This is a genomic window from Alcanivorax sp. IL3, assembly GCF_047495465.1.
Classification (GTDB): domain Bacteria; phylum Pseudomonadota; class Gammaproteobacteria; order Pseudomonadales; family Alcanivoracaceae; genus Alcanivorax; species Alcanivorax jadensis.
On sequence record NZ_CP179931.1, the window covers coordinates 3,010,467 to 3,032,269 of the forward strand.

General features: G+C 59.8%; 20 protein-coding genes and 1 tRNA gene. 16 read left to right on the top strand and 5 right to left on the bottom strand.

Annotated features, from left to right (window positions below):
• Positions 1-34 precede the first annotated feature (34 nt).
• The 6 genes from ACMG4M_RS14035 to ACMG4M_RS14060 all read left to right on the top strand — a co-directional run bounded on the left by ACMG4M_RS14035 (position 35) and on the right by ACMG4M_RS14060 (position 6,802).
• Positions 35-2,317 carry an LPS-assembly protein LptD gene (locus tag ACMG4M_RS14035; RefSeq protein WP_414430241.1) on the top strand — a complete coding sequence of 761 codons (2,283 nt, stop codon included), beginning with the start codon at positions 35-37 and terminating at the stop codon, positions 2,315-2,317.
• The gene (locus ACMG4M_RS14040) at positions 2,310-3,638 is read left to right on the top strand and encodes a peptidylprolyl isomerase (RefSeq protein ID WP_414430242.1); all 1,329 of its coding nucleotides are present in this window, start codon (positions 2,310-2,312) and stop codon (positions 3,636-3,638) included. The genes ACMG4M_RS14035 and ACMG4M_RS14040 overlap by 8 nt, the downstream gene beginning before the upstream one ends.
• Positions 3,635-4,639, top strand: a complete 1,005-nt coding sequence (gene pdxA / locus ACMG4M_RS14045; RefSeq protein ID WP_414430243.1) for a 4-hydroxythreonine-4-phosphate dehydrogenase PdxA — start codon at positions 3,635-3,637, stop codon at positions 4,637-4,639. The genes ACMG4M_RS14040 and pdxA overlap by 4 nt, the downstream gene beginning before the upstream one ends.
• Positions 4,636-5,430, top strand: coding sequence for a 16S rRNA (adenine(1518)-N(6)/adenine(1519)-N(6))-dimethyltransferase RsmA (gene rsmA, locus ACMG4M_RS14050; RefSeq protein ID WP_035244893.1), 795 nt, complete (start codon positions 4,636-4,638; stop codon positions 5,428-5,430). The genes pdxA and rsmA overlap by 4 nt, the downstream gene beginning before the upstream one ends.
• A 76-nt stretch (positions 5,431-5,506) precedes the next feature.
• Positions 5,507-5,884, top strand: coding sequence for a Co2+/Mg2+ efflux protein ApaG (apaG, locus tag ACMG4M_RS14055; protein WP_052042452.1), 378 nt, complete (start codon positions 5,507-5,509; stop codon positions 5,882-5,884).
• A gap of 111 nt (positions 5,885-5,995) precedes the next feature.
• On the top strand, positions 5,996-6,802 hold the full coding sequence (locus ACMG4M_RS14060; protein ID WP_414430244.1) for a symmetrical bis(5'-nucleosyl)-tetraphosphatase: 807 nt from the start codon (positions 5,996-5,998) through the stop codon (positions 6,800-6,802).
• A gap of 198 nt (positions 6,803-7,000) precedes the next feature.
• Here the strand turns inward: ACMG4M_RS14060 and ACMG4M_RS14065 are convergent, their stop codons facing one another.
• The gene (locus ACMG4M_RS14065; RefSeq protein ID WP_414430245.1) at positions 7,001-7,918 is read right to left on the bottom strand and encodes a DMT family transporter; all 918 of its coding nucleotides are present in this window, start codon (positions 7,916-7,918) and stop codon (positions 7,001-7,003) included.
• 415 nt (positions 7,919-8,333) lie between these two features.
• Here ACMG4M_RS14065 and ACMG4M_RS14070 point away from each other — a divergent pair, with 415 nt between their 5' ends.
• The 4 genes from ACMG4M_RS14070 to ACMG4M_RS14085 are packed head-to-tail and all read left to right on the top strand — an operon-like array spanning position 8,334 to position 11,651.
• Positions 8,334-9,572 carry a multifunctional CCA addition/repair protein gene (locus ACMG4M_RS14070; RefSeq protein ID WP_414430246.1) on the top strand — a complete coding sequence of 413 codons (1,239 nt, stop codon included), beginning with the start codon at positions 8,334-8,336 and terminating at the stop codon, positions 9,570-9,572.
• Complete coding sequence (locus ACMG4M_RS14075) at positions 9,551-10,288, top strand: pteridine reductase (protein ID WP_414430247.1); 738 nt, start codon at positions 9,551-9,553, stop codon at positions 10,286-10,288. Before ACMG4M_RS14070 ends, ACMG4M_RS14075 begins: the two co-directional genes overlap by 22 nt.
• Positions 10,289-10,308: 20 nt before the next feature.
• A complete protein-coding gene (locus tag ACMG4M_RS14080; protein WP_414430248.1) occupies positions 10,309-10,734 on the top strand; it encodes a DUF4124 domain-containing protein in 426 nt (141 codons plus the stop codon).
• Entirely contained in the window at positions 10,707-11,651 is a 945-nt protein-coding gene (locus ACMG4M_RS14085) for a DUF4124 domain-containing protein (RefSeq protein WP_414430249.1), read from the top strand. Before ACMG4M_RS14080 ends, ACMG4M_RS14085 begins: the two co-directional genes overlap by 28 nt.
• A gap of 393 nt (positions 11,652-12,044) precedes the next feature.
• On the opposite strand, the gene folK is transcribed toward ACMG4M_RS14085, so the two are convergent.
• Positions 12,045-12,551: a 2-amino-4-hydroxy-6-hydroxymethyldihydropteridine diphosphokinase gene (gene folK / locus ACMG4M_RS14090; RefSeq protein ID WP_035244901.1), complete on the bottom strand. Its 507-nt coding sequence runs from the start codon at positions 12,549-12,551 to the stop codon at positions 12,045-12,047.
• Positions 12,544-12,906, bottom strand: a complete 363-nt coding sequence (gene folB / locus ACMG4M_RS14095; protein WP_035244902.1) for a dihydroneopterin aldolase — start codon at positions 12,904-12,906, stop codon at positions 12,544-12,546. The genes folK and folB overlap by 8 nt, the downstream gene beginning before the upstream one ends.
• Positions 12,907-13,107: 201 nt before the next feature.
• Between folB and plsY the strand changes: the two genes are divergently transcribed.
• On the top strand, positions 13,108-13,698 hold the full coding sequence (gene plsY, locus ACMG4M_RS14100) for a glycerol-3-phosphate 1-O-acyltransferase PlsY (RefSeq protein WP_414430250.1): 591 nt from the start codon (positions 13,108-13,110) through the stop codon (positions 13,696-13,698).
• 186 nt (positions 13,699-13,884) lie between these two features.
• On the opposite strand, the gene tsaD is transcribed toward plsY, so the two are convergent.
• Positions 13,885-14,922 (bottom strand): tRNA (adenosine(37)-N6)-threonylcarbamoyltransferase complex transferase subunit TsaD, encoded by a 1,038-nt coding sequence (gene tsaD / locus ACMG4M_RS14105; protein ID WP_414431139.1) that lies wholly within the window; start codon positions 14,920-14,922, stop codon positions 13,885-13,887.
• A 160-nt stretch (positions 14,923-15,082) separates the two neighbouring features.
• Here tsaD and rpsU point away from each other — a divergent pair, with 160 nt between their 5' ends.
• From rpsU to ACMG4M_RS14130, 5 genes are all read left to right on the top strand, one after another.
• Positions 15,083-15,298 carry a 30S ribosomal protein S21 gene (gene rpsU, locus ACMG4M_RS14110; RefSeq protein WP_035244904.1) on the top strand — a complete coding sequence of 72 codons (216 nt, stop codon included), beginning with the start codon at positions 15,083-15,085 and terminating at the stop codon, positions 15,296-15,298.
• Positions 15,299-15,311: 13 nt separating this feature from the next.
• Positions 15,312-15,758: a GatB/YqeY domain-containing protein gene (locus ACMG4M_RS14115; protein ID WP_035244905.1), complete on the top strand. Its 447-nt coding sequence runs from the start codon at positions 15,312-15,314 to the stop codon at positions 15,756-15,758.
• Positions 15,759-15,895: 137 nt separating this feature from the next.
• The gene (gene dnaG, locus ACMG4M_RS14120) at positions 15,896-17,797 is read left to right on the top strand and encodes a DNA primase (protein WP_414430251.1); all 1,902 of its coding nucleotides are present in this window, start codon (positions 15,896-15,898) and stop codon (positions 17,795-17,797) included.
• A gap of 183 nt (positions 17,798-17,980) precedes the next feature.
• On the top strand, positions 17,981-19,885 hold the full coding sequence (gene rpoD, locus ACMG4M_RS14125; protein ID WP_272974781.1) for an RNA polymerase sigma factor RpoD: 1,905 nt from the start codon (positions 17,981-17,983) through the stop codon (positions 19,883-19,885).
• 68 nt (positions 19,886-19,953) lie between these two features.
• Positions 19,954-20,030 (top strand) — tRNA-Ile (locus tag ACMG4M_RS14130).
• 171 nt (positions 20,031-20,201) lie between these two features.
• Here ACMG4M_RS14130 and ACMG4M_RS14135 read toward each other — a convergent pair.
• Entirely contained in the window at positions 20,202-21,656 is a 1,455-nt protein-coding gene (locus ACMG4M_RS14135) for a hypothetical protein (RefSeq protein ID WP_156964810.1), read from the bottom strand.
• Positions 21,657-21,803: the final 147 nt, after the last annotated feature.

A 21,803-nucleotide genomic window follows, 5' to 3' on the forward strand; every position in this document is an offset into this window, starting at 1 on the left:
ACAAAACGGCCTTTTTACCTGTTCTGAGCAGCCGATGCCACTGCCCGTACAACGAATTCTTATCCCCGGCCTGCTGCTTCTGGCAGGCACCAGCACCGCGGACAACGACCTGAACTGGGTTGACCGCGAAGAAATGGCCACGTTCCCTGCCGTGCAACAGCGCAGCATCCCGGAATGGTGTGGCGGCATCTACTATAACCCTGCCGTGGGCATTCCCGTGGCAGGCAGCGACACCGTGGTCACCGCCGACCACTCCACCATGTCGCAGAACGGCCTGATCGAGCTGGACGGCGACGTGCTGATCGAACAGCCCGGCAGCCGCATTACCACTGACAGTGCGCAACTGGATCAGGCCACCGGCAAGTTCCAGCTGGAAAACGGCATGCGCCTGGAAAGCGACCAGGCCACCTTTATTGCCTCCAGCATGAGCGGCCAGACCCGCCGCAAGGAAGGCAGCCTGCTGGGCGTGCGCTATTCCCTGTTCAATACCGCCGCCCGCGGTAGCGCCGACTATATCTTCCTCAACGAAACCACCACCACCATTACCCGTGGCACCTACACTACCTGTGCGCCGGGCTCCAGTGGCTGGTCGCTGGAAGGAGAACGGATTTACCTGGACCGGGAAAAAGGCTGGGGCGAAGCCAACAATGTGGTGCTGAAGGTAAAAAGCATGCCGATCTTCTGGCTGCCCTGGATGACCTTCCCCATCGACGATCGCCGCAAGACCGGCCTGCTGTTCCCCACCATCGCGATCGGTGACAGCAGCGGCGGCCTGGACATTACCCAGCCGATCTACGTGAACATCCACCCACAGCTGGATGCCACCATCGGGCCCCGCTTTATCGATGGCCGTGGCCAAGGGGTGGACTCGGAATTCCGCTATCTGACGCCCTGGGGTCAGGGCGACATCAGCTATGGGGTGCTTTTCAACGACCGTAAATTCGATGACGAAGACCGGCAGGTGGCCCGCTGGACCCATAGCGGCAATATCAACCGCTGGAACCTGAAGACCGACTTCAATTACGTGTCGGACGACTTCTATTTCAAAGACCTGGACACCGGCCTGGAAATCAGCTCCCAGACCCACCTGCCCCGGCTGGCGGAAGCCCGCTATTACGGCCGCACCTGGCAGGTACTGGGGCGCATGCAGTCCTGGCAGACCATCGACCCGACCCTGGCGGATCAGGATCTGCCCTACCGCCGCCTGCCCCAGTTGCAGCTCACCGGCGACCCGACCCTGTATGGCCCTCTGAAAGGGCTGTGGCTGTCCGATATCACCGCCTTTGAACGCAGTGGCTCCGATGAAAGCGGCAAAGCTACTGGCCTGCGGGCTCACATGGCTCCAGCCCTGAACCTGCGCCTGCAGAATTCCTGGGCTTACCTGGAGCCCCGCGCCCGGCTTTACCACACTCGCTATGAGCTGAGCAGCGTGGAGGCCAACGAGAAAGACAACCCGGATGTCACCACCTGGGGCGCCAGCGTGGATTCCGGGTTGTTCTTCGAGCGCCCCAGCCGCTGGTTTGGAGAGGACTTCACCCAGACCCTGGAGCCTCGCCTGTTCGTTAACAAGGTGGAATTCAAGAATCAGGACTTCCTGCCCAACTTTGACAGTCGCGAGCTCACCTTTTCCTACAACTCGCTGTTCCGGGAAAACCGCTTTATCGGCTACGACCGCATTGGTGACGAGGAAAAATTGGCGCTGGGCCTGACCAGCCGTTTCCTCCATGATGCCACCGGCCGCGAACAACTTCGGCTGCGACTGGCCCAGGGCTTCTACTTCGATGACCGAAGGGTTATCACCGAGCAGACAGTGGAAGACCCCACCGATGACCAGACGCCGCTGGTGGGCGACGCCAGATGGAACTTTGCCCGCGACTGGTACCTCTACACTGAAGCCCAATGGGATCTGGAAGAAAACGAGCGGGAACGCTCCAGCTTCCAGATCGGTTACAACGACCGGGAACGCCGGGTGGTCAATGTGGGCTATCACGACCGCCCCGAAGACGACATCCGCGAATCGGAACTCAGCGGCATCCTGCCAATTCATCGCCACTGGCGCATGGTAGGCCGCTGGATGTACGACCTGGAAAACAAGCGCACCCTGGAAACCATAGCCGGGGCCGAATACCGCAATTGCTGCTGGAAACTGCGCCTGCTGAGTCAGCGGGAACTGGTGGATGATGATGGCGATGGCGATCTCGAAGCCGACAGCACCATCTGGATACAAATTCAGATGGTTGGCCTGGGCGGCTTCGGCGGCCAGGTGGATGCCCTGCTGGAGCGCAGTATTCCGGGATACAGGAGACAGTATGATTGATAGAACGCTGCACGCTGCACCACGCACGCTGCACGCCAGACACACCCTGCTTGGCCTGCTGGCCATGGCCGTGCTGATGTTGCCGGCCTGGTCCCACGCCAAGGTGCAGATGCTCGACCGCATCGTGGCCGTGGTCAACGACGGCGCCATCATGGCCAGCGAGCTGGACGAGCGCATCAACACCATTGCCCTGCAATTCCAGGAAAAGGGCCAGCCACTGCCGCCCCCGGCGGTAATGCGTGAGCAGGTGCTCGACCGCATGATCCTTGAGCGCATGCAGCTGCAGCTGGCCGAGCGGGGCGGCATCAAGGTAGACGACGCCACCCTCAATCAGGCCCTGGCCGGCATTGCCCGCCAGAACGGCATGACCCTGGAAGATTTCGCCGCCGCCCTGCGCCAGGACGGTTACGACTGGGCCCAGTTCCGTGAGCAGATCCGCCAGGACATGCTGATTTCCCGCCTGCAGCAGCGCAGCGTTGCCTCGCGCATCCGCATCACCGACCGGGAAGTGGACCGTTTCCTGAATTCGGAAATGGGCAAAAAGATGTTCGAAGCCGACTTCCGCCTTGGCCATATTCTGGTGCGGCTACCCGCCGGCGCCAGCCCGGAGCAAGTCCAGGACGCCAAACAGAAAGCCGAGAGCATTGTGGAACGCCTGAAGCAGGGCAGCGACTTCCAGCAGCTGGCCACGTCGGAATCCGACGGCCCCAAGGCCCTGGAAGGCGGTGACCTGGGTTGGCGCCCGGCGGCCCAATGGCCCAGCCTGTTCGCAGAAACCGCCATCGACATGAACAAGGGCGAGATTTCCCAGCCGCTACGCTCCGGGGCCGGCTTCCATATCATCAAGATGATGGACCGCAAGGGCGGCATCGAAAAAGTGGTCACCCAGTACCAGGTCCGCCATGTACTGATCAAGGCCGATGCCCTGACCACTGCCCAGGAGGCGCGTTCAGAAGCCATGCGTCTGCACGACAGCATTGCCTCAGGCCAGCAAGAATTTACCGCCGTGGCAGCAGAGCATTCCGACGATCCGGGCAGTGCCCGTAACGGTGGCGAGCTGGGCTGGATCACCCAGGGCGAGATGGTGCCGGAATTCGAGGACATGATGCTCAACACTCCGGTGGGCGAGCTGTCGCCGGTGTTCGAGAGCCAGTTCGGCTTTCACTTCCTGCGCGTGGACGGCACCCGCGACGCGGACATGAGCGAAGAATTCCGTCGCATGCAGGCCACCCAGGCGCTGCAGAAGCGCCGTTTCGAGGAAGAGCTGGAAACCTGGCTGCAGGAGCAGCGCAGCGAATCCTACGTGGATATTCGCTTATGAGTCTGACGTCTGACGTCGGACGTCTGACGCCAGAGCGTCCCATCGCCATCACCTGCGGGGAACCCGCAGGTATCGGCCCCGATCTGGTCCTGACACTGCCCGCCTCCTTCCCGGATGCCCCGCTTGTTGCCATCGGCGACCGTGAGGTGTTGGCCCAGCGGGCCACGCAACTGGGCCTGGAGGCGCCGCTTTCCGACTGGCAGCCAGGGCAACCTCTGACGCCAGGCACCCTGTCGGTCTGGCACACCCCGGCCGGGGCGCCGGTGACAGCCGGCCAGCCCGACCCGGCGACCGCCAACGGCACGATCACCATGCTGGCCCGTGCCGCTCAGGGCTGCCTGGATGGCACCTTCGCTGCCATGGTCACCGCTCCGGTGGCAAAGAATGTGATCTGCGACGGTGCAGACCCGGCCTTTACCGGCCATACCGAGTTTCTCGCCGAACAGGCCGGGGTGGACCGGGTTGTGATGATGCTCACCGCCCGCGAACTGCGGGTGGCCCTGGTGACAACTCATCTGCCGCTCAGTCAGGTGTCCCGGGCAGTAACCCCAGACAGCCTGACCCGCACCCTGACCATTCTGCGCGACGACCTGATCGGCAAGTACCGTATTGAGGAACCCCGCATTCTGGTGCTCGGGCTTAACCCCCATGCCGGTGAAGGTGGCCATCTGGGCCGCGAAGAACTGGACGTGATTATCCCCACTCTGGACGCCCTGCGCGCCCGGGGCATGGCGCTCACCGGCCCGCTGCCGGCGGATACCGCCTTTCAGCCGGACCTGTTGGCACAACACGATGCGGTGCTGGCCATGTACCACGACCAGGGCCTGCCCGTGCTCAAGTACGCCGGCTTTGGCGAAGCCATCAATATCACCCTGGGGCTGCCCTTTATCCGCACTTCCGTGGACCATGGCACCGCCTTCGATCTGGCCGGCACCGGCCAGGCCAAGGCCGGCAGCCTGATCGCCGCCACCCGACTCGCTCTGGAGCTTGCCGCCACATGACAGAACACCGCACCCGCAAACGTTTCGGCCAGCACTTTCTGCACGACCGCAATCTGGTGGACCTGATGGTGCGTACCCTGGGGCTGCAGAAAGACGACACCCTGGTGGAAATCGGCCCCGGCCGCGGCGCGCTCACCTACCCGCTGCTGGAAGATATCCCTCACCTGCATGTGGTCGAGCTGGACCGGGACCTGATCGCCCTGCTGCGCCAGGAAAACAGCCCGGAGCGGCTGACCATCCACGAAAGCGACGCCCTGCGCTTCGATTTCCGCACCCTGAAGCCGGCGGACAAGCCGCTGCGGGTGATCGGCAACCTGCCCTACAACATCTCCACCCCGCTGATCTTTCACCTGCTCAGCCAGGCGGACGCCATCAGCGACATGACCTTCATGTTGCAGAAAGAAGTGGTAGACCGCCTCACCGCCAGCCCCGGTACCCGTGACTGGGGGCGCCTGTCGATCATGGTGCAGTACCACTGCCAGGCGGATTACCTGTTCTTTGTGCCCCCGGAAGCCTTCAGCCCGCCGCCCCGGGTAGATTCCGCCGTGGTCCGGCTGATTCCCCATGCCAGCCCGCCCCACCCGGCGGACGACGAAGAGCACCTGCGCCGGCTGGTGGCCCAGGCCTTCACTCAACGACGCAAGGCGATCCGCAATAGTCTAAAATCACAGGTCACGCTGGATCAGTTCGAGCAGGCTGGCATTGACGCCGGCCTGCGTCCGGACCAGCTCTCCGTGGCAGACTATGTGGCCTTGGCCAATATCACCCGACCGGACAGCGCCAAGGCCTGACCGTTCTCTGCTACACCTAAGCCTGACAACATCGGCTCACAATCCATTCAGAGCGATTCACATCAACGGAGCAAACATGACCCCGCGCCACAATATCCAGGTTTCGGTAGATACCGAGTTTCTCGCCGATCAGAGCGATCCGGACAGCCTGCGCTGGGTGTTTGCCTACCACATCACCATTCGCAACGAGGGTAGCGTCAGCGCCCGTCTGCTGACCCGCCACTGGGTGATCACCGATGGCGAAGAGCGCGTTCAGGAAGTCCACGGCGAAGGCGTCATCGGCGAACAGCCACACATCGCACCGGGGCAGACCTTTTCCTACACCAGCGGTGCCATTCTGGAAACCGAAGTGGGCAGTATGCGCGGCAGTTACCAGATGATTGGAGAAGATGGCACACACTTCGACGCACACGTTCCCATGTTCACCCTGGCGGTACCGCATGCGTTGCATTGACCCGGGACGCCAGACTCAAAACACCAGACGCCTTATCCTGCCAAGACCCTGTCCATCTTGCCGGGGAGAGTTAAGCGCGTCAGGCGTCCCGCGTTATGCCGGAGGCGCCCTGTGAGCGATTACGCCATCGGTGATTTGCAGGGTTGCCTGGAGCCTTTCAACTGTCTGCTTGAGCGTATCGGTTTCAATGCGGATCGCGACCGGCTGTTCCTGGCAGGCGACCTGGTCAACCGGGGCCCGGATTCCCTGGGGACCCTGCGCCGGGTTTATGAGCTGCGCGAGAATGTGCACGCCGTACTGGGCAACCACGACCTGCACCTGCTGGCGGTAGCCCAGGGCAGCACCGACAGCCGCCGCAAGGACACCCTCACGGATATCCTCGAGGCACCGGACCGCGATGCGCTACTGGGCTGGCTGCAGAACTGCCCGCTAATGGTGGATATACCGGAACATCAGGCGGTGATGACCCATGCCGGCATTCCACCACTATGGACACTGGCACAGGCCCGAGGCCGGGCCAGAGAAGTGGAACAGGTACTTCGCAGTTCACAGGCCAACGAGTTTTTTGCCAATATGTACGGCAACCAACCGGCGGGCTGGGACGACGGCCTGGCAGGATCAGAGCGCTGGCGGGTAATCACCAATCATTTTACCCGCATGCGTTTTGTCAACGAGGCTGGCGAGCTGGACCTGACCAGCAAGGGGGAACCCGATGCCCCTCCGGAAGGCTTCATGCCCTGGTTCCACCACCCCCGTCGCCTCAGCGGCGACACACGCATCCTGTTCGGGCACTGGGCCGCCCTTGAAGGCTACGCCGACAAGTTGCAGGTGGAAGCGCTGGATACCGGTTGTGTATGGGGCGGCAGCCTCACCGCCCTGCGCCTGGATGACCTGACGCGGATTGCGTGCCACTGCTGACGCCTCACACTACTGGGGAAACCCTGCCATCAGCGGCCGCCATCCTCGGAGACCGCTACTCACATCAGCCAACCGGAACCGGTCGCAAACAATTCCTTGTAACGCCTACCGATTTCGAAACCACCACAGCAATAGCCAAACCGAACACAACCAAAAGCCCTTCCCGGCTGGCAATAGTCCTGGAGCGCATAGCAACGCTCAACTGTCAATTTGCAGCTGCCTGAGCGACCGTCGTACCCGATGATCCCCCAGCACAAACAGAGACAACGCCAATACAATCACAGCCGCACCGATCAGCACCATACCGCCCAGACTTTCCCCATTAAGTAAACTCCCCAGCGTCAGGGCCAACACAGGGGTGATCAACGTAACCAGAGCTACGGTGGCCGCAGGCAGCCGCGATAGAATCTGGAAATAACAATAGAAGCCCAACAGTGATCCAAACACCGCCAGATAGATAATGGCGGACAGCCCGCGCAGATCACCGCTATAGGCAAAGGACTGGCCGGCAATCAGCATGGCCAATGCGTAGCACGGCAATGACAATATCAGGCCGCCGACGGTCTGCTGCATGGGCTGCAGACCGGCGCCCACCCGCTGCACGGCAATGCCGCCACCGGCAAACAGGGTCACCGCAGACAACATCCACAACAGCCCCGTGCCGCGCTCACCCATATCCGCGCCGGCCAACAGGCCCGCCAGGCTTTCATCAAACACCAGTGCCAGCCCGAACAAACCCAGCAGGCAGGCGCTCCAGTGCCAGCCATTCAACCGCACGCTGCCCGGCAAAGATTGCATCATCAGCCCGGAGATTAGTGGTGCCAACCCGAAAATCACCGAAATCAGACCAGAAGGGAGATGTGTGGCCGCCATGTAGCTACACGCCATGGCGCCAAAAATACCGGGCAAGGCAACGGTATAACTGAGCACAGCGCGACCATGCAGCGGCAGACGCTGACGCCTCCAGCACAACCACAGCAAACCCAGCAGCGCAGCAATGGCCATACGCACCCCGGCTGCCGCCAGCGGTGCCATGGCATCACCACTCCATTTAATCCCCAGCGGCGTGGTTGCCCACACCGCCACCACGATCAAATACGCTGCCAGGGTTGGCATGTCGTTCTCCTTTGTTGAGGAGCAAGTTGAAAGTTCAAAGTTGAAAGGCGCTGTGGATACTGGTGCCAACCGACAACCTCCTCAGCCACGACGCAAAGCGAGAAAACCATGTTTCACAGTCTTTACCTTTGCGGCGAGGTGGTCGCGATCAATGATTGGCAGCTGCCTTTCACGCGCTTTTCAACTTTGAACTTTCAACTTGCAACTGATTAACGACCTGCCACCTTTCCAAAAACACAAAAAAGGCCGCAGGTCAGGGACGCTGCGGCCTTTTGCAGAACTGAAACTATCAGTCACACAGCCGCGGTCCCTGCGCACGCCATTTGCGTGCACAGCGGTCTGCGACCAGCATGTGTAGTTTCAGTACGATAGAAAGCATGCGACCATTCTGTCCAAGATAACAAGAGCGCACAAGATGAAAATTTATCTGGTGGGTGGTGCCGTGCGGGATGCATTACTCGGGCTGCCAGTGACAGAAAGAGACTGGGTCGTCGTCGGTGCCACGCCGGACGAGATGCAGGCCAAAGGTTATCAGCCAGTGGGCCAGGATTTCCCGGTATTCCTTCACCCGAAAACCAAAGAGGAATACGCCCTGGCCCGCACGGAACGCAAATCCGGGCATGGCTATGGAGGCTTCACCTTCCATGCCGCCCCCGATGTCAGCCTGGAAGACGATTTGGTGCGCCGTGACCTGACCATCAACGCCATGGCCCAAGAAGAAGGCGGCCTGGTGTTTGATCCCTTCAACGGTCGCATGGACCTGAAGGCCCGCCTGCTTCGCCATGTCTCCCCCGCCTTTGCGGAAGACCCCTTGCGGGTATTGCGGGTGGCACGGTTTGCTGCCCGCTACCACTGGCTGGGTTTTCGGGTCGCCGATGACACCCTGGCGCTGATGCGACAACTGGCTGACAGCGGCGAGCTGGATTATCTGGTGCCGGAACGGGTGTGGAAGGAAACCAGCCGGGCGCTGATGGAGCGGGATCCCCAGGTGTTTTTCCAGGTGCTGCACGCCTGTGGTGCCCTGACAGTGCTACTACCCGAACTGGCCGCGCTGGATGGGGTTCCGCAACCGGAGCAGCACCACCCGGAAGTGGATACGCTGGTGCATCAATGGCTGTGCCTGGAACAGGCCAGTCGACTGAACCTGCCGTTGACGGCCCGTTACGCTGTGCTTTGTCATGATCTGGGTAAGGGCAAAACGCCTGAGGAAGAATGGCCCCGGCACATCGCCCACGAGATTCGTAGCGCCCGGCTGGCGAAAACCGTATCCAAGCGCTGGCGCGTCCCCAAGGACGCCGCCACCCTGGCTGCCCTGGTGGCGGAATACCATACCCATTGCCACCGGGCCCTGGAGCTGAAACCCGCCACGGTCTGGAAGCTATTGAAGACGCTTGATGTGATACGCCGCCCGGAACGGCTGGAAGATTTTCTGCTCGCCTGCGAAGCCGATGCTCGCGGTCGTACCGGGCTGGAAGATCGCCCCTACCCCCAGGTGGATTACCTGCGTGGCGCGGCGCAGGCAGCCAGCCATATTGATGTGGCAGCACTGCGGCAGAGAGGCATTGAAGGACCGGCACTGGGCGAGGCCATTGAAAAAGCTCGCATTCATGCAATCTCGGAGTTTAAAAAAACATGGCAGACCCCGTCGCCCTGATTACCGGTAGCGCCCGCCGCATCGGCGCAGAAATCGTTCGTACCCTGCACGCTAATGGCATGCGGGTGATCATTCATTACCGCAACAGCGCCCAAGAGGCTCGCGCTCTGGCGGACAGCCTGAATAGCTCGCGCCCGGATAGTGCAGCCATTCTTCAGGCGGATCTGGATCAGCCCGACCAGGTTCGGCAACTGGCCCAGGACGCCCAGGGCTACTTCGGTCGCATGGATCTGCTGGTCAACAATGCCTCCAGCTTCTATCCGACCCCCGTCGATCAGGCCGATGATGCCGACTGGGACAGACTGGTTCACAGCAACCTGCGCGCCCCCTTTATTCTCAGCCAGAAACTGGCCGACGCTCTGCGCCAGCAGCAGGGCTGTATTATCAATATTGTGGATGTTTACGCGGAAAAACCGCTACAAACCCATACCCTGTATTGCATGGCCAAGGCCGGACTGGCGATGATGACCCGCAGCCTGGCCCGCGAACTGGGCCCGGATATCCGCGTCAACGGCGTGTCGCCAGGCCCGATTTTGTGGCCAGAAGCCGGACAGATTAATCAGCAGGCGATTCAGGATGCCACCGCACTGAAACGCTGCGGCACCCCGCAGGATATTGCCCAGACCGTCTTGTGGCTGGGAACACAGGCGCCGTTTGTTACCGGCCAGATTCTGGCTGTGGACGGCGGCCGCTCACTCACATTACAGGGCAGTTAAACGTTTTCTGGGGGGACAGAATGAAAGGACTCATTACACTACTGGCATTGTTACCGCTACTCGCCAATGCAGAGGTGTACCGCTGGCAGGATGCCGACGGCAACTGGCACTTTGGCGATCAGCCGCCACAGGAACAGCACGAGACACTGGATATCAAGGCGCCGCCCAAGATCGGCCAGGGCGAACGGGTCCGGGAAATCAATCAGCGCACCCTGCGACTACGCGAAAGCGAACAGGCCAGGGAGCAGGAACAGGCGGCCAGAGAGCAAAAACAACAAGATGCTCAGGATAAAAAATGCCGAGACGCCAGGGCAAAATTGAAGCGACTGCAGGGCCGTTTTGTCTACCGGGATGACGACGGCAATGTCACCCATCCCACCATGGACAAGGTCAAAGCTGACCAGGACGACGTACGCCAATGGATACAACAACACTGTACGCCCTGATCCGCAGCGGCCTTTGCCTGGTCGCACTGACAACATCACTGGCGGCCCATGGGGATATTTTTCAGTGGCGCGATGACAACGGCAAGCTGCATTTTGGTGATCGTCCGCCCGAGCAGGTGGACAGTAAAAAAGTCACCCCAAAAACGTCGCCCATCATGCAGGAACTGGAGATTATCTTACTGCGGCAGGACTTCACTCTGCCCGACGGACTCCATGAAAACACTCTGCAGGCGATCCGCAACATTTACCGGCGTTACCGCAACGATTTCGGTCTGGACCTGCATGGCACCGCCCAGGTCAATCTGTATCTGTTCGAACAGCAGGCAGATTTCCGTCAATGGATGGTCGACCGTATCGGCTCCAGCAACCCCAATTATGGCGGCGTGTTTATCCCGTCCAGTAACGAGGTGGCCGTCTGGCGCTGGGGAGATGATCAAGACGTGGCCCAGACGGTTCTTCATGAAAGCAGCCATGTGCTTCTACATCAGTTATCTCCAGCCTCCCCGGTGTGGCTGCATGAAGGCCTGGCTCAGTACTTTCAGACTCTGAAAATTCAGCCCGATGGCCGCCTGAAAGTCAGCGCTCTGCCTGACGCCCAGGCACGCATCCAGCAATGGATAGATGAAGGACGGCTGATCACTCTGCGACAGTATCTGTCCCTGGGTGATGCTCAGTGGCAGCGCATGGCCCACGAACTTGATGCCATTCCCTACACCGTCGCCTGGGCGACTACGGCGTTTCTGATGTCCAAACCCGTAGGCCGCAGCACATTGCGCCAGCTGCTTCAGGAACTGGAAAAGACCGACCGCCGCCCCACGCTGAGAAGGATCGACCAGATCTATCCGGGTGGGCTGACACGGCTGGAGTATGATTTTTTCCGCTGGGCGCAGAGTGACATGGCACCGCATTGGTATTGAACACAGCGGTAGGCTGCAACGCGAGAAAGGTTCAGTAAAACGATCACCGTCCTGCCAGCGAACACAGGTTCAGCGCCCTATAAAGCTGGCTACAAAGCCGCTGTAGGAACGGAGCGTAGCGGAGTAACGCACGAAGTTCCGTGCGGCCCGAAGGGTGAGCGCAGCGAATAACACCTCTTGAGGGACGAATCCGAGCCTGGGCGAGGCGACAGAGATCGAGGTGCCGGCCATTCTTTCTGAAACCTGTCGAGTCCTGAGATTCCTGATCGCCCTCCGGGCGATTTCCACGCAAGCGTGGTTCGCCATGCAAGCATAGCTCCTACAGAGGCTTTGTAGAGAACAGGGGGCGGATCAATTTCTGGCCATTCCTTATCCCAAAAGCCTAGCTCGTAGCTACGCCTCCAGCTCCACCACCCACAATGCCTGTCCGGAAAAATCTGTCTCTTCCAGCAACTGCCGGTAGGATTTGCCGATTTCCGGGTGGATGGCGTCGGGAGCCAGATCCACCAGGGGCTTGAGAACAAAGGCGTGTTTGAGGATTTCGTCACGGGGAAGTTGCACCCCGTCGATATCGCCGGTGAGGTCGTTGTAAGTGAGAATGTCGATATCCAGGGTCCGGCTGGAAAATTTCTTTTCCCCACGCACCCTGCCATGGTCTTTTTCCATATCGCGCAAGACGGCGGCCAGCTCACCCACGGACAAGGCAGTGTCGATTCCGACCACCAGGTTGTAGAAGGCATCGCCAGAAAAACCCACCGCTTCGCTTTCGTACACCGGGCTGACCGCCAACTCACCGAAGGCGGCAGCCAGTGCCTGCAGACCGGAACGGATATTGTGCTCCCGGTCGATATTGGAGCCCAGGCTAAGGTACACCCGGGCGGATTGATCCGTATTACCCATTGGGTTTTTGACCCCTTTCGATGATCACGCCCACATCCCGCGACCCACGCAGGGCGCCGGGCTTACTCAGCCGCAGTTTCAGCCAGGGCACATTGAATTCACCAATCACCAGCTGAGCCACGTTTTCCGCCAGGGTTTCCACCAGCTGGAATTCGCTGCCTTCGATAAACGCAATCACACGCTTGCCGATGGCCTTGTAGTCCAGCGCATCGTCGATATGGTCCGACGCCGCGCCTTTGCGGATATCCGCTGCCATTTCCAGATCCAGGCTGACAGTCTGACGAATACGCCGCTCCCAGTCGAAAATCCCGATCACGGTATCCACTTTCAAATCATTGATATAAACAATGTCCATACTCGCCCTCTTGGCGCAGATTTCACGGGGAAGCGACTTTCCATCTTCATGAATCCCACTTTGGGTAATCAGATGTTACGCTTGCAACGCAGGCAGGCGTGTCGCCGTGTGTACAATTAACGCCTGCCAAGCATGCAGAATTCGCCACCCCGGCGATGTGAAGGGAGATTATAGCCGGTGCAAGCAGGGACATTACAGGATGTGTGGTATTGGCTGCTGCCATTGTGCGTGGCCGGCTATCTGATGGGCTCCATTTCCAGTGCAATTCTGGTGTGCCGACTGTTCGGCTACCCGGACCCGCGCACCGAGGGCTCCAACAACCCGGGCGCCACCAATGTGCTGCGCATCGGCGGCAAGCCCGCCGCGGCGCTGACACTGCTGGGCGATGTGCTCAAAGGGGTGATCCCGGTGGTGCTGGCCCACTATCTGGGCATGGGCCCGTTCGTGGCCGCACTGGTGGGCACCTTTGCCTTTCTCGGCCATCTGTTTCCGGTATTTTTCCACTTTCAGGGCGGCAAGGGTGTGGCCACGGCCTTTGGCCTGTTGTTTGCCCTGCACTGGCCCAGCGGCCTGGTGGCGGGTATCGTATGGCTGCTGGTCTTCGCCCTCACCCGCATTTCTTCCCTGGCCTCGTTAAGCGCCTTCGTGGTCGCCCCGGCCTGCATCTTCGCGTGGCTGCCCCAGGCCTTCTGGCCGATGCTGGCACTGTCACTGGTCATGATCCTGCGCCATCGCAGCAACCTGCAAAAACTCCTGCGCGGGGAAGAATTGGGGTTCAGGAAGAAGGATTGAGTTGCAAGTTTCAAGTTGAAAGTTACAAGGCGCGGATCACGGCAGCAGCCAACCGTTAACCAGTATCGCCGCGCCTCTGGGGAAGGAAAGCGCTCCCTCGTATCTTTGTGCTCGTTTCTTTAGTGCCTGGCGGCGCGGATCAGAAGTTGCCGAATAGCACCGGAATTGGCTCGCGCCTTGCGGCTTTCAACTTTCAACTTGCAACTTCTCCAGCTCCGTCAGCGGCCAGCGCGGCCGGACCTTGATGGGTAACTCCGCACTTTCCCCCGCCTGCAGGCGCAGGGCGCCGGCAAAGGCGATCATGGCGCCATTGTCGGTGCAGTACTGAGGCGCGGGGTAGAACACCTGCACTCCACGCTTCTTCATCTGCTCGGCCAGCTTGGCCCGCAACGCCCGATTGGCACTGACGCCGCCGGCCATTACCAGCCGCTTGTCGCCAGTCTGCTCCACCGCCCGGCGACACTTGATTACCAGGGTATCCACTGACGCTTCTTCGAACGCCAGGGCAATATCTGCCCTGTCCTGCTCGCTGAGCGCATCCTTGCCGCCCAGGTCGTTGATGGTATTGAGTGTGAACGTCTTCAGGCCAGAAAAGCTCATATCCAGGCCAGGACGGTCCGTCATCGGTCGGGGAAAGCGGAACCGCCCCGGTGTCCCTTGCTCCGCCAGGGCGGCAATACGCGGCCCCCCCGGATAACCCAGCCCCATCATCTTGGCGGCTTTATCGAAGGCTTCACCGGCGGCATCATCCACGGATTCACCGAGAATGGCGTAATCGCCCAGAGAGCGGGCCTCGAGCAGCAGGGTATGGCCACCACTGACCAACAGGGCCACAAAGGGAAAGGCCGGGGCATCGGGCTCCAGCAATGGCGCCAGCAGGTGGCCTTCCATATGGTGCACTTCCACGGCGGGGATCCCCCAGCCAAAGGCCAGTGAACGGGCCACGCCGGCGCCCACCAGCAACGCCCCGGCCAAACCCGGACCCGCAGTATAGGCAATACCATCAAGCTGATCCGCAATGGTATCGGCGTCCGCCATCACCTGTTTCACCAGGGGCAGTACCCGCTGCACATGGTCGCGGCTGGCCAGCTCCGGCACCACGCCGCCAAAGCGGGCATGCATCTCCACCTGGCTGTACAGGGCCTGTCCCAGCAGACCGGCATCGGTGTCATAAATGGCCACCCCGGTCTCGTCACAGCTTGATTCAATACCCAATACACGCATGATGCTCACCCCTTGAAATACGGGCGCCATGATAGCGCCGGACGACCGGATTTGCATTTATTCCTAACTCAGGTAGAATCCCCGCCCTCGCCGCACCCGGGACCACCTGAGCCCGCGGCGAATCCATATAACCCAAAGACTTTTAGGAAGGTGATTCTTCATGCCTCAGGTGAAGGTGAAAGAAGGCGAACCGTTTGATGTGGCCCTGCGCCGTTTCAAGCGTGGCTGTGAAAAAGCGGGTGTTCTCTCTGAAGTGCGTCGTCGCGAGCAATATGAGAAGCCCACCCAAGAGCGTAAGCGCAAACGTGCCGCAGCCGTCAAGCGTCACCTTAAGAAACTGCAGCGTGAGCAGCTTGCACGCAAACGTCTCTACTAAGGTAGACGTCTGAATGAGTGCGCTCAAAGAGCAGCTCACTGCAGCCATGAAAGACGCCATGCGTGCTAAAGAAAAGGCACGTCTTGGCGTTTTTCGTATGGCGCTGTCAGCGATCAAGCAAATCGAAGTAGATGAGCGCATCGAGCCCGATGACGCCCGTGTACTGGCGTTGCTCGACAAGCTGATCAAGCAGCGCAAGGACTCTGCGACTCAATACCGCGATGCGGGCCGTCCGGAACTGGCGGAAACCGAAGAAGCGGAAATCGTAGTACTCCAGGAATTCCTCCCCACCCAACTGAGCGACGCAGAAGTGGACGCTCTGATTGATGATGCCATCTCCCAGACCGGTGCCGCAGGCATGCAGGACATGGGCAAGGTAATGGGCATCCTCAAGCCGCAACTGCAGGGCCGTGCCGACATGGGCGCCGCCAGTGGCAAGGTTCGCGCCAAGCTGAACTGATCCCCACGGTCACCCAGCCTGACCGGTTTTATTCGACTCTTTTCCTCTCAATCCATACTGACTTCGTACGGCGAACGGAACTACCGCCAGTTACCGCTTTCTGTTTGAATAGCCTCCCATCTGGCAGAATCTGACCCATGGCACGCATCCCGGAAAATTTCGTACAGGACCTGTTAGCCCGCACCGACCTGGTGGAGCTGATCGACTCCCGCGTGCCCCTGAAAAAAACCGGCCGCAACTACAGCGCCTGCTGCCCCTTCCATCAGGAAAAGACCCCGTCGTTCACGGTCGCCCCGGACAAGCAGTTCTACTACTGCTTTGGCTGCGGCGCTTCCGGCAATGCGGTGGGCTTCCTGATGGAATACGAACATCAGAGCTTCCCGGAAGCAGTGAAACAGCTTGCTGGCCGCGCCGGCATGGAAGTGCCGGAAAGCCGCCCGGAAACCCCCGCCGACCGTCAGAAAAAAGACCGCCTGCAATCCCTTTACGACCTGCTCAGCCGGGCTGAAAAGTTTTATTGCCAGCAACTGCGCCAGGCGCCGGAAAAGCAGAAAGCGGTCACCTATCTGAAGGGGCGGGGACTCAGCGGGGAAATCGCCAAACGCTTCGGGGTCGGCTTTGCGCCACCGGGTTACGACAATCTGATTGGCGGTTTGTCGCTTACCGAAGCCGGCCTGGAGCAGGCCCTGACCGCCGGTTTGCTGGTGCGCCGGGACGACACCGGGCGCACCTATGACAAGTTTCGCGACCGCATTATCTTTCCGATCCGTGACTCCCGTGGGCGCACCATCGGCTTTGGTGGACGGGTACTCGGCGACGGCAAACCCAAATACCTGAACAGCCCGGAAACCCCGGTATTTCACAAGGGCCAGGAGCTCTACGGTCTGTGGGAATGGCGTCAGAGCCGCGACCGCAGCGACCGGCTCTACGTGGTGGAAGGCTACATGGACGTGATCGCCCTGGCCCAGCACGGGGTGCCCAATGTGGTCGCCACCCTGGGCACTTCCACCAGCGAAGATCACGCCCGCAAGCTGTTCCTCCAGGTCAACGAAGTCGTGCTCTGCTTTGACGGCGACAAGGCCGGGGTCAGTGCCGCCTGGCGCGCCCTGGAATCCCTGCTGCCGGCACTGGACGACGGCAAACAGGTGCGCTTCCTGTTCCTGCCGGACGGCGAAGACCCGGATACTCTGGTCCGACAACAGGGCCCGGAAGCCCTGCGGGCGCTCACGGATAAGGCCGACGCGCTCTCCACCTACCTGTTCCGGCATTTGTCCGAAGGCCTGGATCTGGCCACGGTGGATGGTCGCGCCCGTCTGGCCCGACTGGCCCTGCCCTACCTGGACAAGCCCGCCGGACCGGTCTACCGGGCACTGCTTACCCAGGAACTGTCGCAACTGACTCGTCTGGACAAGGAGTCGCTGACGCAATTGAAGCCGGCCCCCAAAACGGGGCCTGCTCCAGCCCCGCGCCCCAGGCCCGAGCCGGCACCGCATGACGACTTCATGCCCATGGATGGCGGTGAATCGATGCCGCCACCGGACGACTACTACCCGGCAGATAACCACTACTCGCCACGACCTCCCAGCCGCCCCGCCCGCTACCAGGATGGCAGCCGCAAGGGCCCCATGACCCTGCCGGAACGGCTGGTATTGGTACTGCTGGATTACCCGGAGCTGGTGGAAGCGCACCCTCTTCCCGACGGTGTAGAGCTACTCCCCATGCCCCACATCGACCTGCTGATACAGGTGGCCGGCCTGTGCCGGCAGAATCATGGGCCCGCCGCCCTGCTGGGCGCCCTGATGGCACTGGAACAGGGCGAAACCCTGTCCCGTCTGCTCAAGGCCAGCCTCAAACCGCCCATGCAGAAAGAGATGGCCGCACGACTGTGGCAGGATGCCCTATCCCAGCTGGAAGTCGCCCGCCTGGAAGCCGCCCTTCACGAAATGGAGCAGGCCGGCATCCCCGACACCGCCCAGTGGCAGGAGCTGCACAGAGCTCTGGCCGAAGCTCGCCAGCACGCTCGCCAGCCTCTCAACTAGGAAAAACACATAAATATATGATTTTCTTAGAAAAACAAACTGACAATAATTCAGCACCATCAGGCCGGTAGTCTTGCAATTACTGGCCGAGATCCCCATATACCGGTATAATACGCCGTTTTCCCACGCCACAATCCGCTAGTCAGCCACGGCAAGCTAGCACGACGTTACGGGCTTTATTGCATGACGACTCAAAAGCAGCAGCAACAATCCCAGCTGAAGCAGTTGATCGCGCTCGGCAAGGAACAGGGTTACCTGACCTACGCCGAAGTGAATGACCACTTGCCGGAGTCCATTACCGACACCGATCAGGTGGAAGACATCATTCAGATGATCAACGACATGGGCATCACCGTGGTGGAAAAAGCCGCCGATGCCGATCAGTTGATGATCGAGGAAAGTGCTGACAGCACCGACGAAGTTGCCGCCGAAGAAGCTGCCGCTGTTCTCGCCTCTGTAGAGAGCGAGCCCGGCCGCACCACCGACCCGGTGCGCATGTACATGCGCGAAATGGGCACGGTGGAACTGCTGACCCGTGAAGGCGAAATTGAAATCGCCAAACGTATTGAGGAAGGCACACGGGAAGTCCTGCACGCCCTGGCTTTCTGGCCCGGCGCTGTGGACATGCTGATTACCGAATATGCCCGCGTGGAAAACGAGGAGCGCAAGCTCACCGACATTATCGCCGGTTACCTTGATCCCAATGATGACGGCGCCGCCGCCACCAATGCCAACAAGGAACCGACTTTCGCAGAAAAAGCCAAGAAAGCCGCTGAAGCGAAAGAGAAAGCCAAAGAGAACGGCGATGACGACGACGCTGACAAAAAAGACAGCGACGACGATGATGACGATGAAGATGAAGGCGGTCTGGATCCGGTACTGGCGGCAGAGCGTTTTGCCGAGCTGAAAAAACTGCACGAGAAAGCCGAACGCGCCCTCAAGCGCAACGGCCGTGATCATGCCAGCTCCGCCAAAGCCCTGGAAGCCCTGGCCGAGCACTTCACCCTGTTCAAGTTGGTCCCGCGCATCTATGACGAAATGCTGGTCGGCGCGCGCAACAACCTGGACCTGGTGCGCAAGTTCGAGCGTCAGATCATGACCTCCGCCATCCGCCGCGGCGGCATGGATCGTCGGGACTTCATCAAACTGTTCCCCGGCAATGAAACCAACATGGGCTGGGTCGATCAGCAACTGAAAACCAAAAAAGGCAAGACCATTGCCGACAAGCTGAGTGTCGTCAAAGAAGACATTCAGCGTGCGCAGCGCAAGATCACCACCGTCGAGGAAATCATTGGCCTGCCGGTAGGTGACATCAAGGAAATCAACCGCCGCATTTCCATCGGTGAAGCCAAGGCTCGCCGTGCCAAGAAGGAAATGGTGGAAGCCAACCTGCGTCTGGTAATTTCCATCGCCAAGAAATACACCAACCGCGGCCTGCAGTTCCTCGACCTGATTCAGGAAGGCAACATCGGCCTGATGAAAGCCGTGGACAAGTTCGAATACCGTCGCGGTTACAAGTTCTCCACCTATGCCACCTGGTGGATTCGCCAGGCCATTACCCGCTCTATCGCCGACCAGGCGCGCACCATCCGGATTCCGGTGCACATGATAGAGACGATCAACAAGATCAACCGGGTACAGCGTCAGATGCTCCAGGAAATGGGCCGCGAACCGACTCCGGAAGAACTGGGCGTGCGCCTGGAAATGCCGGAAGACAAGGTCCGCAAGGTACTGAAGATCGCCAAAGAGCCGATCTCCATGGAAACCCCCATCGGTGACGATGAAGATTCCAGCCTCGGAGACTTTATCGAGGACGGCAACATGGAATCCCCGGTGGATTCCGCCACGTCCCTGGGCCTGGAAGAAGCCACCCGCGACGTGCTGGCCAACCTGACTGCTCGGGAAGCCAAGGTCCTGCGCATGCGTTTCGGTATCGACATGAACACTGACCACACCCTTGAGGAAGTGGGCAAGCAGTTCGATGTCACCCGGGAGCGTATCCGTCAGATAGAGGCCAAGGCGCTGCGCAAGCTGCGTCACCCCAGCCGCAGCGAACACCTGCGCAGCTTCCTGGATGGCGACCTTTAACGCTTGAAAAAAATTGCCGGCCCCCGAATAATCGGCGGCCGGCATTTTATTGTCCTTCCGTTTTTTTCGGGCCTATAGCTCAGCTGGTTAGAGCAGTCGACTCATAATCGATTGGTCCCAGGTTCAAGTCCTGGTGGGCCCACCAATTCCCTTGTTATCTCGCACATTTGTGGCGTAAAGCATAAGTTGCCCGAAACTGGCGACTTGTACTTCGCAGGCCGCATAAAGTGACCGCCACACCTTTATTTTTAACAGGTTATCGCCGCCCTTTAGAAAAAAGCGGCCCCATCTGGACCGCTTGCATACCACTCACTGATTACCTTATCGGCTGGAAGCGCATCAGGTCATCAATACTGGGCGGTGTCCGGAACTCGGAGAACAGGGGAACGGGTGAAAACAGTTCGGGCCAGTTTTCTTCGCTGGGCGCAAACTCCATGACAATACGCGTCTGCAATTCATAACCCTCATTCTCGTCACCTTTACGCTTCTGCACGGTGATCTTTGCTGGCGCGCCCTGTCTGTAGGAGACCAGCGTTCGCTCCCAGGGGACGTTGGAGTCACTAGCAACACGGTCAACCTGCTTCAATTTCCCATCGTTGTAGTAACTGTACCTGCGCATTATCGAGCCGAAGTAGCCGACTTCAGAGAGCCTGCCGTTGCTGTCATAGTGATAACTCTCACGCGTTTCATGCCGGTCGTCTTCTGTGTCCCAAATCCCGTCTTTACTGTAGGAACTCCGCACCATGGACGTCACTTGCTCTGACGCATTGAAGAGATAAGAATCGTAATAGTGTCCCGACTCAGGACCGGCATCGGCGGTGCCGGGATGGACGATCACGCGATCGGCCAGGCGAGTGGCGGTGTAGTTGTACAAGTCTGCGGTCGTTGAGCCGTTGTAGCGTTGAACATCCTGTTCGACGCTATCGCCCAGATAGCGATAGGACCGTGTTTGGCGAGCGGAAGAGCATCCCCTCAGCAGCTTGAGGGAGACGGCAATGGGAGCCACCTCCATGCAGTACTCATCCAACACAGCCGTCCAGGTGCTATCGGCAGCGAGGTCAATGCTCAAAGGGCGCTGCTCGGCATCGAAGATGACGGTATTAGTTTGCGTATGGTCGACGATGGCTGGCAGATCAGGCTCATCCACAGTCGCAAGGTCGATATCAGAGGTAAATTCTGACAACGCCAATATCTCCGCAACCGTCGTGTCCAGGCCGACAAATTCGTAGTCGATCACCTCCGTTGCGGTCCCGCCAAAATGCTCAAGGTCGGCATTGATGGAGTAACTGAAAATAAAGTCCGAGCTAGGCGTGAACAGGCCGGTGACGTATCCGGACTCTTGCTGTAGCCGTCGTCCGCTACGCACCGGGCACTTCATCGGGCCATTATTCGAAAGACCTAGTACCGCCAGTGCTGTAGCGCCCGTAGCCGAACCTGACATACCGAGAAAATACAGATCCGGATAGCGCAGCAACGGGGTCGACGCCGACATGTACTGGCACTGAAGATAGGGATGAGACGTATCATCCCCGGTAGCCCAGGCCATATCTGGCCCGACAGATTGCAGCTGCACGTTAATCGTCAGTTCGTCGGGGTATTGGAACTGCATACGCGCCACCGGCTCGCCGTCAGCGTCATAAAAATAGGCGCGGCTTGGTGCGCTGCTTGTGGTTTCCGTGACGGCGCCGCCACTGGATGAAGATCCTCCTCCACAGCCGGTCGCCATCAGGGCGACCAGGCATGCCAGGCTGTAGCGCAGTGTTGTTGTCATAATGCTGTCCGAGAGATGTCAGGCTGAATAGCAGCCTACTGATGGTGATGGCCGCGAGCAGCGATGTCACTTTTAATGGCAGCGCCGCCTTATCAATCCGGTGACGCGCATCTTCGTTTATTTTTCCCCGGGTGCATAATAATCCAC